The organism is Chloroflexota bacterium (assembly GCA_040902225.1).
GTDB lineage: Bacteria > Chloroflexota > Limnocylindria > QHBO01 > QHBO01 > CF-167.
In genome coordinates this window covers 258,420-274,115 of record JBBDXT010000004.1, presented here as the reverse complement: position 1 = coordinate 274,115, position 15,696 = coordinate 258,420, and the positions used below count along the sequence as shown (strand labels likewise).

Here is a 15,696-nt window from a genome sequence, read left to right as displayed (position 1 = left end):
CACACGAGGGGGCTGGACATCGCGTGCGGGCTGGCGACCTGGCTCCCGTGCTCCCGTGGAAGGGGGCGCGGATACAGTAGCGGGACTGCGCCGGCGTCTCACCGGCTTCTCCATTGAACCGTGGTCCTTGCGGCCACGGCACCCGACGCGGTCTTCAGTTGATAAGGCGCCGATCGTAGCAGAAGGCCCACCGGCGACGAGCGCGCGGTGGGCCTCGAATGCGAACGCAGGCGGGGCCCTACGCCAGGGCAGCTGCCTCGCGTCGACCATAGAGCGGCGTGTCCTTGGCCGCGTCGGAGAGCATCGGGTCGAGCATCTTCTGGACGGCCAGCGTGTGCGAGCAGCCGCCAGCGGATTCGAAGAGGTGGCAGTCGCAGTGCCATGCATCGGCATCGAGCGAGACGGTATGTGTCCCGTTGTCGCCGGAGAAGGTGGCGGTCAGGCGCCCAATCTTCACGCGGTCAGGCTCGTGCGCGTACCGCATCGCCTTTTCGACCTTGCCGATCATGCTCGAATGCACCGTCGCTTGCCCTCCCAGCGCCGGCACCCGGCGCCGTTACTACCGGCGCCCGTCAGTCGGTCGACCGAGCGAGCCGCTGCTTCAACATTGCCAAGAGTGTAACCGGGGTTGGGTCGGTCTGGTACAGAATTGCGAGATACACGCTCACCAGGTCGCCGAATGCGACGCCGCTGAGCACCCGCGCCAGCGGTGACGGCCCCTCGGCCCAGACTACGCTGCGGTTCGTCGCGCGCTCGCCGAGCAGCTCGTTGACGACGCCGTAGCGCGCGGCGATCTCTGGCGGCTCAGTCGGGTCGCGCAGCTCGACCACGTAGAGCGCGTCGGAGAGCTCCCTGGGATTGAGGCTCCCCTCGATGGCGTTGTGGTTGGCCTCCGGCATCGGCTCGAAGGCGGCCCACGCCTTGGCGTTCTCGTTCATCTGCGTCTTCCAGCGATGCGCGACTGCGGCCATCCGCCCCGCGCCGTAGATGATCGGGACCCGACCGAAGATCGACCATGCCAGCTGCTTGGCCGGGCTGGCATCGGTCTCGACGGATGGCGCATTTCGCTCGAGCAATGCCTCGACCGTCTCTACCGCAGGTCCGAGCGGGTCCGGATCGACGAGCAGGCCCGCGCGAACCAGCAGCTCATGCATCAAGCCGATGCCGAAGCCGATCGCGGCGCGAGGCTGACCCGGGCTCTCGTAGCGGAGGTATGGCGTCCCTTCGGCGGCCGCAGTCGCCCCGAGCGCCCCACCGGTGCTGATGACGACCAGGGGCAGCCCACGGCGGCGCGCCTCCTCCGCCCCGGAGACGGTCTCCACCGTCTCGCCCGAGTGGCTGGCCGCGATCACCAGCGTCCGCTCACCGGCCCAGGCCGGCAGGCCGTAGTCGCGATGCACCACCAGCGGCACCCTGAGACGGTCGCCGGCGACCCCCTCCACCAGCTCCGCGCCGATCGCCGAGCCGCCCATCGCCAGCACGCAGACTGCGTCAACGTGGGTATGCGACGGCGGCAGCTTGACCGAGGCGGCGACCCTGGCCGCCAGCGCGAGCTGGCGGGGCAGCTCGCGAACGCGACCGACCATGTCCTCGGAGTCGACTCCGCGGATCACCCTCGGATCGTCGAGCGTGATCGCCTCGTCGAACTGCGGCGGTGCGGTCGGATCGTCCGCGGCCGCTTCCTCGCGGCGACCCGGCTCGTCGTCAGGGCGCTTGTAGCCGAAGTAGTCGCGAGCGTCGCTCATCGGCTCAGGCTGGAACCCCCGCGATGGCGATGCGGCGGCCCTCCTCGAGCAGCGTCTCGACATCCTGGGGCGATCGCGCCTCGACGTAGATGCGCAGCAGCGCCTCGGTTCCGGAGAACCGGATCAGGAGCCAGGCGCCGTCGTCGCGATAGAACTTGAACCCATCACCGGTCTCGAGCGCCTGGCGACGGACGACCGCTCCGCCGGCGAGCGTCTCGGGCGCCTCGTGCTCCAGCCGGGCGAGGGTATCGGCCTTGACGCTGTCATAGCCCTCGCGGGGGAAGCGGATGTCGATGCGGTTGTAGTAGCTCGGGCCAGCCAGCGCCTGGAGCTCGGCCAGCACCTCGGACGCCTTCTTGGCCCTGGTGAGCCACAGGTCGAGCAGGAAGAGGCCCGACGCCAGGCCGTCGCGCTCGGGGATGTGCATCCCGAAGCCGAAGCCTCCCGACTCCTCCCCGCCGATGACCGCGTGCGTCTCCGTCATCTTGGGGCCGACGAACTTGAAGCCGACCCCGGTCTCGTAGGCCCGCGTGCCGTAGATCTCGGCCAGTCGGGGTGCCATGGAGGTGCTGGTCACGGTGTACACCGCGGGACCAATCTGGCCCCGCACCTCAAGCAGGTACCAGTACAGCAGGCCGTAGACCTGCAGCTGGTTGACGAAGACGCCCTCCTCGGTCGCCATCCCGACCCGGTCGGCATCGCCATCGAAGGCGATCCCAATGTCCGCGCCCCAGCGCGAGATCTCCCGCAGCCAGGCATCGATGTTGGGGCGGATCGGCTCGGGATTGACGCCCCCGAAGAACGGGTTGCGCTCGGTGTGCAGCTCGTTGATGGTGAGCCCGCCCCCGCCCAGGAGTCGTGTGAACCAGCCGGCACCCGATCCGTACATCGGCTCGACCAGCACCCGGCCGTGCGCCGCACGGATCCGCTCGAGGTCGACGATGCTGGCCAGTTGCTCACGGAAGCGGGGATACGGGTCGAAGGTTTCGACCAGGCCGGCGGTCACCGCATCGGCGTAGTCACGACGAGGCGGGAGCTCGTCCTCGGGGTGTTGGTCCATGGTCGCCTCGATCGCGGCCAGCATCTCGGGCGCAGCCGCCCCGCCGCTGTCGGCCTTGACCTTGAAGCCGTTGTCGATCCACGGATTGTGGCTGGCCGTGATCACGATCCCGGCCCCGGCCGCCATCTCGTGGGTGAAGAAGCTGCCAACCTGGGTCGGCACCGCATCGGGCGGCATGAACGAGCGGATGTCGTGCGCGGCCAGCACCTCGACACATGCCTGCGCGAAATACTCCGAGGCGAATCGACGGTCGTGACAGACCACCACGCCGCGGTCCGCGGTCCCCTCGGCGGCCAGGTACTCGGCCACGCCGCGCGCGCAGCGACGCACGTTGTGGAACGTGAAGTCCTCGGCGATCGCGGCACGCCAGCCGTCGGTGCCGAACTTGATCCTGGTCATGGGCAGTGAAGGTGGGCTATGCCGGTATGGTAGCGCCCGACCATCAGGCGGGCGAGCCGGTTGTAAGACCGGCGCTTCGGCTATTTATCAGGCTGCTGACCTTCCACTGATCCGATTCAGCTCCGCCTCCACAACGGGCACCAGGGCGCGAACGGGCTTGCGAGGTGGCACCGTGAACCTTTCGCCCTCGATGATGCGGATCCGGCAGAAGGGAAGCGGGACGAGCTGGCGATCCCATCGGCCCCTAAGGCGGATCGTGGGCCGAATCGACATGGCCCACGGCTGGACCGGCAGGCCTGAGGCGCGCGCCAGGATCAGCGCCCCGGGCTTGGCGACGCGGTAGGGGCCGAACGGGCCATCCGGCGTGACGATGAGCGAGGCGCCTGACTCGGCCGCGCGCGCCATGCGGAGGGCGAATGCCCGGCCAGCGGCACGATCCTCTTCCGGAGGCAGCTCGAAGACTTCAACCCGAGTGCCGCTGCGCTTGAGCATCGAGGTGATCGCGGCTCCCCTGAGGCCGCTCGTCGAGAACGAAGCGTGCGGCAGATCGCCGCGCCGCCTTCGAGCCACGACGAAGGTGAGCATGTTGAACTCGTGCCAGGAAGTCAGCACCACCTGGTCGCGGGTGGCCGGACCGATGACCCGACACGTCCGCACCACGAGGCGCAGGTAGAGCGCCAACCCCACCCCGACGAGCCGCGCCAGCCAGGCAAGGCGCACCGGCGACATCGGCCTACAGGTACCGCTCGCCGGCCTTCTCGGCGATCTCGTCCAGGACCGGCTTGATCTCCTCGGCCCGGTCGCGGGCACACACCAGCAGCGCATCGGGGGTGTCGACGATGATGATGTCCCGCAGCCCGACCGTGACGACCAGTCTCTCGCCGCCATGCACCAGCACTCGTTCCGAGCCGCGGTCAAGGTGCTGGCCGGACGCTACGAGGCTCGCCCCGGTCCGCGCCGAGAGCGCCTCGAGCAGGGCCGACCAGGAGCCGATGTCGCTCCAGCCGGCGTCGAGCGGCACCACCGCCATGCGTCCATCGGCAGCCGCCGGCTCGGCGATCCCGACGTCGATCGAGATGGCCTGCACCGGCTCGAGGATCTCCCTGACCTCCGAGACCCAGCCCGGCGTTCGATGCAGCGACCCGATCTTGTCAAGCGCTTCCGCGAGGGCCGGCTGAAACTTCTCCACCGCCTGCCGATAGGCATACACGCGCCACGCGAAGATTCCGGCGTTCCACAGGTAGCCGCCGTCGGCGAGCATCTTCTTCGCCTCGGCGACGCTCGGCTTCTCGACAAAGTGCTCGACCATGGCGGTCTGCTGCGGGGCGTGTAATGGCGTCCCGATCTTGATGTAGCCGTATCCGGTGGCCGGGGCGGTCGCGACGACGCCGAGGCAGACCAGGTAGCCGCGCTCCGCCGTGCGCTCGGCCTCCTGGAGTGCCTCGATGAACTTGCCCTCGTCGGCCACGAAGTGGTCCGCCGGCAGCACCAGCGCGACCTCGTCGCTCTCCCGGCGGGCGAGGACCGTGGCGAGCCCCGCCGCCACCGCGGTCGAGCGGGCCAGCGGCTCCCCCAGCACGTTGCCGGGAGGGAGCTGCGGCAGCTGCGCCTGCGTGGCACGGACATGCGCCTGCGAGGTGATGACGTAGACGTCATGCGGCTTCAGCAGGTTGCCGAGGCGCGCCACTGTCTGCTGCAGAAGGCTCGTATCCCCGGTGAGCGCCAGCAGCTGCTTCGGAGATGAGCGCCGCGATAGCGGCCACAGGCGGGTGCCGGAGCCGCCGGCCATCACGATCGCAAACATCGGGCGTGACCGTACCACCATCGTTGGGCCGGCAGCTTGAACCGATGCGCCACCCAGATCATTATGGTTTATGGATGACGGGGCTGAGACGCTTCGCGATGTTGATTGGGGTCGCGCTCGTGGTCGGCGGCGCCTACGCCGCGTGGTACATCTACGGAGCATGGCCCGTCCCGGATGGCTACGCATTCCCTCGACACTCGATCTGGGGAAGTGGGCCCGGTGCACTCTTCGAAGGCGAGCTCGTCGAGGTGGACGGCTGCATCGAAACAACGGGCGACGATTCGTCCACCGTCGTCTGGCCGCCGGGGTATTTCCTGCGGGTCCAGGACGGACAGCCTGTCGTCCACGGAAGCTGGCGCGAGCTGAGGATGGGCGAATCGGTGCGGATGGGCGGAGGCTGGTACTCGACCGTCCCACCAACCGGCTTCGATATCGGGGGCTGTCCGCCGCCTTTCTTCCTCAGCACGGGGTTCGTCGAGGACTAGTTCCCGCTGACTTCCTTCTCCTCGCCACGCAGGTCACGTGCCGCAGCCGTCTCGTCCGCTGGCGCCTCGCAGCGCTCAAGCAGGTCGAGCGCGATCTGTCCGAGCCGGCGAGCCGTCGTCACGTTGCGCAACTCGAGCTCGGCGCGGCCCATCCCAAGCGCCGCCAGGCCCTCCTCTCGCTCCGCGCCGATGTCGCGCGCCTCGCTGATCGCCTCGGCATAGTATCGGCGGCTGCTGGCCGGGTCACCGCCGCCCACGCGCACGTCGCCGATCCGTCGCGCGGCGCGGGTCGCCTCCAGCTCCATGCCGGCCTGCTCGAAGTGCCACAGGGCGCGATGACCCCACACGTCGGCCGGCCACCAGGCCTGTTCGGTAATGGCCTGCTCAACGGCGGTCGAGGCAGCCCCGCCCGCGGTTGGATGATCGGCCGCCCCCTCGGCAGCCAGGTAGCGCTGGGCAAGCTCGCCGCGGCGCAGCGCCATGGGGAGAGTGGGCAGGGACTGCTTGGAAGGAAGCTGCCCTCCTCCGAGCATCGACCGCAACCGGGAGACGAGCGCCGAGAATGAGCCCCCGAGGCTGCCGCCGCGCGGCGGCTCTCCCCAGCGAATCGGCGAATCTGGCGTGGCGCGGGGCGTCACCGCGTCGCTCAGGCCGGCGCCCCAGCGACTCCCACCGCGCCGGCCGCCTCGCGCAGGGCGGAGGCACGATCGGTCCGCTCCCAGGGAAGGTCCAGGTCGCTTCGCCCGAAGTGGCCGTAGGTGGCGGTTGGGCGGTAGATCGCCCGGCGCAGGTCGAGCCCGGCGATGATCGCGCCGGGACGGAGGTCGAAGCTGCGCTCGACCAGGTCGGCCAGGACCGCATCAGACACGACGCCGGTGCCAAAGGTCTGCAGGTTGATCGAGAGCGGATGAGCCACGCCGATGGCATACGCCAACTGCAACTCGCAGCGCTGCGCCAGGCCGGCGGCGACCAGGTTCTTGGCGACGTAGCGGGCCATGTAGGCGCCCGATCGGTCCACCTTGGTGGGGTCCTTGCCGCTGAAGCTGCCGCCACCGTGGCGGGCCATGCCGCCGTAGGTGTCGACGATGATCTTGCGCCCTGACAGGCCGGAATCGCCCATCGGTCCACCGATCACGAAGCGCCCGGTCGGGTTCACCAGGTAACGCGTGTCGTCGTCGAGCAGGTCCGCATCGATGGCGCCGCGGATCACCAGCTCACGGATCCCCTCCTCCAGGTCAAGCGGTGCAACCTCAGGATCGTGCTGGGTGCTGACCAGCACCGTGTGCACCCGTCGCGGACGGCGATCGGCGTCGTACTCGACCGTGACCTGGCTCTTCCCATCCGGCCGCAGGAATGACAGCCCGCCGTCGCGTCGCACCTCCGCCAGCTTGCGACTCACCTGGTGGGCGAGCTGGATCGGCATCGGCATCAGCTCAGGGGTCTCGTCCGAGGCGTAGCCGAACATCATCCCCTGGTCGCCGGCACCGAGCTCGTCCGGGTCGATCCCCTGCTTCGCCTCGAGCGCGTGGTCGACTCCCAGCGCGATGTCGGGCGACTGCTCTTTCAGGGCGGTGATGGTCCCACACGTCTCCCAGTCGAAGCCCAGGCGCGCGTTGTCGTAGCCGACCTGGCGCACGGTGTCGCGCACCACCGACTGTACGTCGCAATAGGTCTTGGTCGACATCTCGCCGAGCACGAAGACGAGCCCCGTCGTGGCAGCCACCTCGACCGCCACGCGTGACTCCGGATCGCGGGACAGGACGTCGTCAAGGACGGCATCAGCGATCTGGTCGCAGAGCTTGTCGGGGTGACCCTCGGTCACGGATTCGGAGGTGAAGAGGGTGTGGCCGTCAGGGATGGACATTGCGGGGCCGAGTGTAGCGTCGGCGCGCACGCCGCGCCGGCCGCCGCTCAGGTGCCAGACTCCCAGGACTCGCTGTACGCCTTCTGGGCGACCGTCATCGGATCGATCTCGATCCCCATCGACTCCAGCTTGAGGCGCGCCACCTCGCGGTCGATCTCCTCGGGGATGCCGTAGACCTGGGGCTCCAGCTCCCCGGCATGCGAGCGCAGCCACTCCAGGCCAAGAGCCTGGTTGGCGAAGCTCATGTCCATCACCAGCGCCGGGTGCCCCTCGGCGGCGCCCAGGTTGACCAGGCGTCCATCGGCGAGGAGGAAGAGGCGCCGCCCGTCGGCCATCAGGTATTCGCGCGTGGAGGGCCGCACCTCCCGTGACGAGGCTGCCTGCGACTCCAGCGCGGACAGCTCGAACTCGTCGTTGAAATGGCCGGCATTGGCCAGGATCGCGCCGTCCCGCATCTTCGGGAAGTCGGCTGCGCCCCACACGTTCAGGTTGCCGGTGGCGGCGATGAAGATCTCGCCACCTTCGGCGGCGACCGAGGCGGTCGTGACCCGGTAGCCGTCCATTGCCGCTTCCAGCGCCCGGATCGGGTCGACCTCGACCACGGTCACGATGCCGCCCATGCCGGCCGCGCGGGCGGCGATGCCGCGACCGACCCACCCGTAGCCACCCACCACCACCTGCTTGCCGGCGATCAGCACGTTGGTCGCGCGCAGGATCCCGTCGATGGCGCTCTGCCCGGTGCCATAGCGGTTGTCGAAGAGGTGCTTTGTGAGCGCCTCATTGACCCCGAGCACCGGGAAGCGCAGCTTGCCGGCCGCCGCCATGGCGCGCAGCCGGATGACGCCGGTGGTCGTCTCCTCGGTCCCGCCGACAACATCGGGGAGCAGTTCCGTGCGCCTCGTGTGCAGCTCCGAGACCAGGTCTGCGCCGTCGTCCATGGTCACCTGGGGGGCGTGGTCCAGCGCTGCGGCGATGTGGCCATAGTACGAGTCGCGATCCTCTCCCTTGATGGCGTAGGTGGGGATGCCGTGATGCTCGATCAGCGAAGCCGCCACGTCGTCCTGGGTGGAGAGCGGGTTCGACGAGCAGAGGACGGCATCGGCGCCACCGGCTGCCAGGGTGCGCATCAGGTTCGCCGTCTCGGCGGTGACGTGCAGGCAGGCGCTGATCTTCCAGCCCGCCAGCGGTCGCTCGGCCGCGAACCGCTCGCGGATTCCCGCCAGCACCGGCATCTGGCGATCTGCCCATTCGATCTTCAGCGCCCCCGCATCGGCCAGGCCGATGTCGCGAACGTCACCCTTCAGCGTTGGTCTCGTGGCCACGTGATTCTCATTGCCTCTCGTATCGGTCGCATCAACCCCCAGCCGCCGGAACGGCGGCGCCCCAGCCTCTCGGTCAGCCGACAGTACTCACGGTAGCCGAGTCTGGAGTAGGCCGCGATGGCCGACTCGTTATCCGCGTGGACATTGAGGGCCACGTCCGGGACCTGCTCGAGCAGATCCAAGGTCACCGCGCCAGTCACCATCCTGGCGAAGCCGTGGCCACGGTAGTCGGCGTGGGTCATCACGTTGCCGACCACCGCGATCCCCTCGCCACGGTTGATGACGTGGGTGCCGGCGGCGCTCACCAGGCGGCCGTGGATGCGGATCCCGTAATAGACCGCGTCGTCGAGGATCGCCTGCGCGAAGCCCGCACGGAATCCGAGCTGATAGAGCCGATTCAGATCGTCGATGTCTGCCGCGCTGAGGCGTACGGCAACGCCCGCGGTGGGGACAAAGGTCGTCGCGTCGACAACCATCCGCAGCAAGACGGTCGCCCGTTCGAGCTCATAGAGGTCCGCGGCAGCGGCGTCCAGGGCTTCCATCGCCTGGAAGAACGCGTCTCGCGGCTTGATGACGCTGGCCAGCACGGCCCGGCAGCCGTCGGGCTCGCCCATCAGGAAGAGCGGCTGCGGCACGAGGCCGTCGTGGTGCATCGCGAGCGCTGCGGGCTCGCCGCCGGCATCGTAGGCGATCCCCCATGAGCAGCGGCCGCGCGCCGGCGAGTCGAGGTCTCCGAGGGCATAGGCGGCGTAGCGACGGTCGCTGCGCAGATACGCCGCGATCTCGTCGCGATCCGTGACGGAGCGAGCATGAAGCTGGGTGGCTGGGAGAGCGGCCATCGACGGGCGACTAGTAGGCGAGCAGCGTGTGGATCGCGAATTCGGCGAGCTTGTCGCGCCCGCCCAGCGCGGTCAGCTCGACCGCGAACGAGAGCCCCGCGATCTCGCCACCCAGCCGGCGCACCAGCTCGATCGTGCCGAGCACCGTCCCGCCCGTGGCCAGCAGGTCGTCCACCACCAAGACCCGCTGCCCACGGGTGATGGCGTCACGGTGGATCTCGAGCGTTGCGGTCCCGTATTCAAGGTCGTACTCGACCTCGATCGTCTCGGCCGGCAGCTTTCCGAGCTTGCGCACCGGGACGAATCCCGCTCCCAGGCGGTCGGCCAGAGGGGCCGCGAAGATGAACCCCCGGGATTCCATCCCGACCACCAGGTCGATCTTCTCCCCCTTCACCGCCTCGGCCATGCGGTCGATCACTTCCTTGAATGCATCGGCGTCGCGCAGCAGGGTGGTGATGTCGTAGAAGAGGATCCCCGGCTTCGGGAAGTCCGGCACCTCGCGGATCTTGGCGCGCAGGTCGTCGGTGGAGCGAGCGGTCACGGGGCACTCCAGGTGGGGCGAACGGGCGAGGCTGAGTCTAGACCGATGCGTCCCGCCCCGGCAACGTGAGCGGGACGAACGGGCTATTCGGGTCGTGAGGGCGGAAGGGTACCTTCGGTTGGTGATATGGAGCCCGATCCACCGCTGGTGACCATGAAGCTACGAGGGCGCGCGGCCGCGAGGCGTCGCGATCGGCAGGTCGTGGCACTCGTGAACGTCGTGCTGCTCGTTGGAATCGGCATCATCGCCGCGCTCGCCACCAAGCTCGTCCCCAGCGGGCGCGAGGTGACATTGGTCCTGGCGATTGCCAGCGCGATCGGCCTCATTGGCATCCTCGCCTGGTCGGGCGTCGGACCACGCCGTGGCCTGGTCGACGACCTCAGGGACGCCGAAGCGCGATACCGGGCCATGGTGGAGGAGCTGCCAGCGGTCCTGTATGTCGCCGATCTCGGGGCGGATGCCACCTGGCATTACGTCAGCCCCCGGATCCAGGAGCTGCTCGGCTACAGCGCCGCCGAGTGGCAGGCGGACACGAGCCTGTGGATGAGCCATATCCACCCCGACGATCGGCAGCGGGTCCTCGAGGACGAGGAATTTGAAGGCCGCCGTGACATCGGCGCCCGGTCCGTGAGCGAGTACCGCATGCGGACCCGGGACGGTCGCGAGATCTGGATCCGCGACGAGGGGGTCGTGATCGGCAACGAGCGCGGCGAGCCGACGCGCTACCGCGGCTACATGATCGACATCTCGGCGCAGAAAGAGGCCGAGATGGCGGCCCGCGAGAACGAGGAGCAGACTCAGCTGATCATCGAGAGCGCCAGCCAGGCGTATGTCGCGATCGATGCCCAGGGCCGCATCATCGACTGGAACGCGCAGGCAGAAGCGGCCTTCGGCTGGTCCCGGCAGGAGGCACTGGGCGAGCCGCTCGAGGAGAAGATCATTCCGGTCGCGCAGCGCGCGGCACATCGGGCAGGGCTTGCTCGCTACCTGGTGACCGGGGAGGGTCCCCTCGTCGGAAAGCGGATCGAGGTCACGGCGCTGCATCGCGACGGGCACGAATTCCTGGCCGAGCTGACGATCTGGCCGGTCGGCAGCGGCGATAATATTCGCTTCAGCGCGCTGATCCACGACATCACCCTGCGCAAGGAGCTGGAGATGCAGCTCCAGCACCAGGCCTTCCACGATTCGCTGACCGGCCTCGCCAACCGTGCTCTCTTCCGCGACCGGGTCGCCCACGCACTGGCTCGCCAGGCTCGCGGTCGAGGGTCCGTATCGGTCCTCTTCTCCGACCTCGACGACTTCAAGACCGTCAACGACTCGCTCGGCCACGAAGCCGGCGACCAGCTGCTGGTGGCGGTCGCCGAGCGACTGCGGGCGGTGATGCGCCCCGAGGACACGACGGCTCGATTTGGCGGCGACGAGTTCGCGATCCTGCTCGAGGAGACCAACAAGGACGGCACGCGGCGCGCGGCCGAGCGAATCCTGGAGGCACTCCGCTCGCCATTCGAGTTCCACGGCCGGCAGGTCGTCATGCGGGCAAGCATCGGCGCCGCCATCACCTCTGACGGCAGCACCGAACCGGATGACCTCCTGCGTCAGGCCGACCTGGCCATGTATACCGCCAAGACGTCGGGGAAGGCGGGCTTCGCCTTCTACGAGCCACACATGCACGAGGCCGCCGTGACGCGGATGGAGCTCAAGGGCGACCTGGAGCAGGCGATCGCGAACCAGGACTTCGAGCTGCACTACCAGCCGATCGTCGACCTGCGCAGCGGCAACGTCACCGGTGTCGAGGCACTCGTCCGCTGGCGTCACCCCGAGCGCGGGCTCGTGCTTCCAACCGAGTTCATCCCGATCGCCGAGGAGACCGGGCTGGTCGTGCCGCTGGGCCGCTGGATGATCGGCGAGGCCTGCCGACAGCTCGCTGCCTGGACCGCCGCCGGACGCCTCTCCGGGCCGCGGCTCCAGCGCCTGTCGATGTGGGTCAACGTGTCAGCGCGCGAGCTCCAGGAGCCGGAGTTCGTGCAGACCGTGGCGGATGCGGTCGAATCGAGTGGCATTCCCCCTGAGCGCCTGACGCTGGAGATCACCGAGAGCGGCCTGATGGCGGACCTCGACCAGAGCACCGCGACCCTGCACCGCCTCCGCGCACTCGGGGCGCGGCTGGCGATCGATGACTTCGGCACCGGCTACTCGTCGCTCAGCTACCTGGAGCGCCTGCCGGTCGAGGTGCTGAAGATCGACCGCTCCTTCACGGCCGCGATCGGTCACGGGCGCGATGTTCCAGTCCTGGTTCGGTCGATCGTCAAGCTGGGCCAGACGCTGCACATGGAGGTGCTGGCCGAGGGGATCGAGACCGCCGAGCAGCTGACCAGGCTGCGAGCCATCGATTGCCGGCTGGGCCAGGGCTTCCATTTCTCCCCCGCCCTGCCCGCGGTCGAGGTGATCGAGCTGCTCGCCCACGGCTGGCCGTCGGCGTTGAGCGCCTGAACTCGGGTCCGGTGCCTGCGGCCTCAAGCCGCGACGGTCGCGCGGGCTGTGCCCTTATTCACACAATCACTGGTGTGGCGGTGAGGCCCCGAGCGTGCCCACCCCCTCCGATGCACGAGTCACCCGGTGAATGAGCGGTCGCCGCGAGCCCCGTCGGCCGTCGCTCCATCGACGTACCAGGTACCTACTGAATAGCTGGCCCCCAAGACTGGCGATCGGCTGTGGACTTCACCAGGCGGCGGAGCACCGTCTGAAGCACGCCCCCGTTGCGGTAGTACGTCACGTCGATCTCGCCGTCGAGGCGGGCAATCGCGCGGAATCGCAGGTCGCGACCTTCCTCTGAGGTGGCGGTCACGCTCAGCTCCTGGTGAGGCCGAAGCCCATCGGCGATGCCGGTCACGCTGAGTCGCTCCCGGCCGGTCAGGCCCAGCGCCATGGCGCTCTCCCCGGGCAGGTACTGCAGCGGCAGGATTCCCATCCCGACCAGGTTTGACCGATGGATTCGCTCGTACGACTCGGCGATGACCGCGCGCACGCCGAGCAGATACGGTCCCTTGGCGGCCCAGTCGCGCGACGAGCCCGAGCCATATTCCTTGCCGGCAAGGAGGACGAGTTCGGTGCCTTCGTCGGCGTAGCGCTGCGCGGCGTCAAAGATGCTCATCCGCTCGCCGGACGGCAGGTACTCGGTGATGTTCCCCTCCGCGTCGGGGGTCAGCAGGTTTCGCAGCCGGATGTTGGCAAAGGTGCCGCGCATCATCACCTCGTGATGGCCGCGACGCGCCCCGTACGAGTTGAAGTCACGCGGCTCGACCCCGCGCTCCACCAGCCACGTCCCGGCCGGTGAGGTGCGGGCGATGCTGCCGGCCGGGGAGATGTGGTCGGTTGTGACGCTGTCGCCCAGCACCGCCAGGACCCTGGCGTCGACGACGTCCTCCAGCGGCGCGGGCTCAGGCCCGATCCCGTCGAAGAACGGCGGCAGCGCCACGTACGTGCTGGCCGCGTCCCAGGCGTAGCGATCGCCTGCGGGCACAGGCAGCGCTCGCCACCGGTCATCACCATCGAAGACCGATGCGTAGTTGCGCGTGAAGATCTCGGACCGGACCTGCGTGGCCACGACATCGGCGATCTCGGCAGGGGATGGCCACAGCTCTGCCAGGAAGACTGGCCGACCGTCGCGATCCGTCCCCAGCGGCTGGGTTGTGAGGTCGATGTCGACCCGACCGGCAAGGGCGAAGGCCACCACCAGCGGCGGCGACGCGAGGTAGCTGGCCCGTGCCAGCGGATGGATCCGACCCTCGAAGTTGCGGTTCCCGGAGAGGACCGCCACGCCGACCAGGTCGTTGGCCTCGATCGCGGCGGCGATCTCGTCGGCCAGCGGCCCCGAGTTGCCGATGCAGGTGGTGCACCCGTAGCCGACCAGGTCGAACCCGAGCGCCTCGAGTGGCGCCATGAGGCCCGCGCCGGCCAGGTAGTCGGTGACCGCCCGTGAGCCCGGCGCGAGCGAGGTCTTGACCCATGGCGGGGTGCTCAGCCCGCGCGCCACGGCGTTCCGGGCAAGCAGGCCGGCGGCCACCATCACGCTCGGGTTGCTGGTGTTGGTGCAGGAGGTGATGGCGGCGATCACCACCGAACCGGAGCGCAGCGTGAACCGCCCACCATCCATCTCGACGTCCACCGGCTGGTATTCGACAGGCGGATGGTCAGCCTGTGCCTCGGGCCGCTCCATGCGCCGATCCTCGACGGGCGCGCTGGCGTTGAACGACGGCGGGTCGCTGGCCGGGAACGATTCGGCGCTCGCCTCGTCCACCAGGCGGTGGTTCTTGAGGCCATCCGCGAACACCTCGCGGAACGAGCGCTGGAGGTCGGTCAGCGGGACGCGGTCCTGCGGCCGACGCGGCCCGGCGACCGATGGCTCGACGCTTGCCAGGTCCAATCCGAGCGACTCGTTGAATCGCGGCTCGACGGATGCATCGGTCCGGAAGAGGCCCTGTGCCTTGGCGTAGGACTCGACCCGATCCACCGTCTCGGCCGACCGGCCAGTCATGCGCAGATAGCGCAGCGTCTCGTCGTCGATCGGGAAGAGGGTGGCGGTCGCGCCGAACTCCGGCGACATGTTGCTGATGGTGGCCCGATCGGCCAGGCCAAGGCGGGAGAGGCCAGGCCCGTGGAATTCGACGAACTTTCCGACAACGCCATGGCTGCGCAGCATCTCGGTCACGTACAGCACCAGGTCGGTGGCGGTCGCGCCCGGGCGCAGCTCGCCGTCGAGGCGGAAGCCGACCACCACCGGCATCGGCTGGTAGAGCGGCTGACCGAGCAGCGCGGCCTCGGCCTCGATTCCGCCGACCCCCCAGCCGACGACCCCAAGCCCGTTGATCATGGTGGTGTGCGAATCGGTCCCGACCAGCGTGTCGGGGAAGGCGACAGGCTCTCCCTCGCCATCCGGTCGCGCGGTCACCACGTCGGCCAGGAATTCGAGGTTGACCTGGTGCACGATGCCGGTACCCGGCGGAACGACCCTGAAGTTGTCGAAGGCCTGCTGTGCCCAGCGCAGCAGGGCGTAGCGCTCGCCATTGCGCTCGTACTCGCGCTCAACGTTGCCGGCGAAGGCCAGCTCCGAACCGAAGAGGTCGACCTGCACGCTGTGATCGATGACCAGGTCGGCCGGCACGAGCGGGTTGACGCGCGAGGGATCGCCACCCATCGACGCCACTGCGTCGCGAATCGCAGCCAGGTCCACGACGCAGGGGACGCCGGTGAAGTCCTGCAGGATCACGCGCGCCGGCATGAACGGCAGCTCCGCTTCCCCCGGCTGTGAGGGATCCCAGGTTGCGAGAGCTCGCACGTCGGCCGGCGAGACCAGGCCCGAGCCTCCGGCCGCGTGCCGCAGCGCATTCTCGAGCAGGACCTTGACGGTGTAGGGCAGGCGCGCCAGGTCAACGGCGCCCGCGGCATCGAGGCGATAGTAGGCGTAGGTTCGATCGCCGACGCGCAGCGTCGAACGGGCCTGGGCGGGATCGATGAGGGGAGATTGACTGGACACGGGACGCGCCTCCTTCGTCATCCGCGCCTGGAGCGCGGTATCAGAGCGGTCGGCGCCGGACGGGTGCGCCCGTCCCGGGTCGAGTGATCAATTCGGAGTATACG

Annotated in this window: 13 protein-coding genes and 1 riboswitch; of the genes, 2 read left to right on the top strand and 11 right to left on the bottom strand. The window is 69.0% G+C overall.

Features of this window, described 5'->3' with window-relative positions:
• Positions 1–10 precede the first annotated feature (10 nt).
• Positions 11–161: riboswitch (cobalamin riboswitch) on the bottom strand.
• Between the two features lie 77 nt (positions 162–238).
• From WEB29_03600 to WEB29_03580, 5 genes are all read right to left on the bottom strand, one after another.
• Positions 239–508 carry a hypothetical protein gene (locus WEB29_03600; protein ID MEX2136033.1) on the bottom strand — a complete coding sequence of 90 codons (270 nt, stop codon included), beginning with the start codon at positions 506–508 and terminating at the stop codon, positions 239–241.
• Positions 509–572: 64 nt separating this feature from the next.
• Complete coding sequence (locus WEB29_03595; protein ID MEX2136032.1) at positions 573–1,745, bottom strand: bifunctional phosphoglucose/phosphomannose isomerase; 1,173 nt, start codon at positions 1,743–1,745, stop codon at positions 573–575.
• A gap of 4 nt (positions 1,746–1,749) precedes the next feature.
• Positions 1,750–3,204: a phosphoglucomutase/phosphomannomutase family protein gene (locus tag WEB29_03590; protein ID MEX2136031.1), complete on the bottom strand. Its 1,455-nt coding sequence runs from the start codon at positions 3,202–3,204 to the stop codon at positions 1,750–1,752.
• A gap of 87 nt (positions 3,205–3,291) precedes the next feature.
• Entirely contained in the window at positions 3,292–3,933 is a 642-nt protein-coding gene (locus WEB29_03585) for a hypothetical protein (GenBank protein ID MEX2136030.1), read from the bottom strand.
• A gap of 4 nt (positions 3,934–3,937) precedes the next feature.
• Positions 3,938–5,008 carry a sugar phosphate nucleotidyltransferase gene (locus WEB29_03580; protein MEX2136029.1) on the bottom strand — a complete coding sequence of 357 codons (1,071 nt, stop codon included), beginning with the start codon at positions 5,006–5,008 and terminating at the stop codon, positions 3,938–3,940.
• 74 nt (positions 5,009–5,082) lie between these two features.
• On the opposite strand from WEB29_03580, the gene WEB29_03575 reads away from it, so the two are divergent.
• A complete protein-coding gene (locus tag WEB29_03575) occupies positions 5,083–5,493 on the top strand; it encodes a hypothetical protein (protein MEX2136028.1) in 411 nt (136 codons plus the stop codon).
• Here the strand turns inward: WEB29_03575 and WEB29_03570 are convergent.
• The 5 genes from WEB29_03570 to WEB29_03550 all read right to left on the bottom strand — a co-directional run bounded on the left by WEB29_03570 (position 5,490) and on the right by WEB29_03550 (position 10,059).
• Positions 5,490–5,975 (bottom strand): hypothetical protein, encoded by a 486-nt coding sequence (locus tag WEB29_03570; protein MEX2136027.1) that lies wholly within the window; start codon positions 5,973–5,975, stop codon positions 5,490–5,492. The two genes, WEB29_03575 and WEB29_03570, sit on opposite strands and share 4 nt — an antisense overlap.
• 164 nt (positions 5,976–6,139) lie before the next feature.
• A complete protein-coding gene (metK, locus tag WEB29_03565) occupies positions 6,140–7,357 on the bottom strand; it encodes a methionine adenosyltransferase (protein MEX2136026.1) in 1,218 nt (405 codons plus the stop codon).
• Positions 7,358–7,404: 47 nt separating this feature from the next.
• A complete protein-coding gene (ahcY, locus tag WEB29_03560) occupies positions 7,405–8,679 on the bottom strand; it encodes an adenosylhomocysteinase (protein MEX2136025.1) in 1,275 nt (424 codons plus the stop codon).
• A complete protein-coding gene (locus WEB29_03555; protein MEX2136024.1) occupies positions 8,658–9,518 on the bottom strand; it encodes a GNAT family N-acetyltransferase in 861 nt (286 codons plus the stop codon). The genes ahcY and WEB29_03555 overlap by 22 nt, the downstream gene beginning before the upstream one ends.
• Before the next feature lie 10 nt (positions 9,519–9,528).
• On the bottom strand, positions 9,529–10,059 hold the full coding sequence (locus WEB29_03550) for an adenine phosphoribosyltransferase (GenBank protein MEX2136023.1): 531 nt from the start codon (positions 10,057–10,059) through the stop codon (positions 9,529–9,531).
• Between the two features lie 126 nt (positions 10,060–10,185).
• Here WEB29_03550 and WEB29_03545 point away from each other — a divergent pair, with 126 nt between their 5' ends.
• Complete coding sequence (locus WEB29_03545; GenBank protein MEX2136022.1) at positions 10,186–12,549, top strand: EAL domain-containing protein; 2,364 nt, start codon at positions 10,186–10,188, stop codon at positions 12,547–12,549.
• Between the two features lie 184 nt (positions 12,550–12,733).
• On the opposite strand, the gene WEB29_03540 is transcribed toward WEB29_03545, so the two are convergent.
• A complete protein-coding gene (locus WEB29_03540) occupies positions 12,734–15,592 on the bottom strand; it encodes an aconitate hydratase (GenBank protein MEX2136021.1) in 2,859 nt (952 codons plus the stop codon).
• Between the last annotated feature and the right edge of the window lie 104 nt (positions 15,593–15,696).

What these genes read in the sequence shown, in the direction of transcription:
- WEB29_03555 (MEX2136024.1), bottom strand. Translation starts at nt 9,518, where the DNA reads ATGGCCGCTCTCCCAGCCACCCAGCTTCATGCTCGCTCCGTCACGGAT.
- WEB29_03585 (MEX2136030.1), bottom strand. Translation starts at nt 3,933, where the DNA reads ATGTCGCCGGTGCGCCTTGCCTGGCTGGCGCGGCTCGTCGGGGTGGGG.
- WEB29_03590 (MEX2136031.1), bottom strand. Translation starts at nt 3,204, where the DNA reads ATGACCAGGATCAAGTTCGGCACCGACGGCTGGCGTGCCGCGATCGCC.
- WEB29_03600 (MEX2136033.1), bottom strand. Translation starts at nt 508, where the DNA reads ATGATCGGCAAGGTCGAAAAGGCGATGCGGTACGCGCACGAGCCTGAC.
- WEB29_03545 (MEX2136022.1), top strand. Translation starts at nt 10,186, where the DNA reads ATGGAGCCCGATCCACCGCTGGTGACCATGAAGCTACGAGGGCGCGCG.
- WEB29_03570 (MEX2136027.1), bottom strand. Translation starts at nt 5,975, where the DNA reads ATGGCGCTGCGCCGCGGCGAGCTTGCCCAGCGCTACCTGGCTGCCGAG.
- WEB29_03580 (MEX2136029.1), bottom strand. Translation starts at nt 5,008, where the DNA reads ATGTTTGCGATCGTGATGGCCGGCGGCTCCGGCACCCGCCTGTGGCCG.
- WEB29_03575 (MEX2136028.1), top strand. Translation starts at nt 5,083, where the DNA reads ATGACGGGGCTGAGACGCTTCGCGATGTTGATTGGGGTCGCGCTCGTG.
- WEB29_03595 (MEX2136032.1), bottom strand. Translation starts at nt 1,745, where the DNA reads ATGAGCGACGCTCGCGACTACTTCGGCTACAAGCGCCCTGACGACGAG.
- metK (MEX2136026.1), bottom strand. Translation starts at nt 7,357, where the DNA reads ATGTCCATCCCTGACGGCCACACCCTCTTCACCTCCGAATCCGTGACC.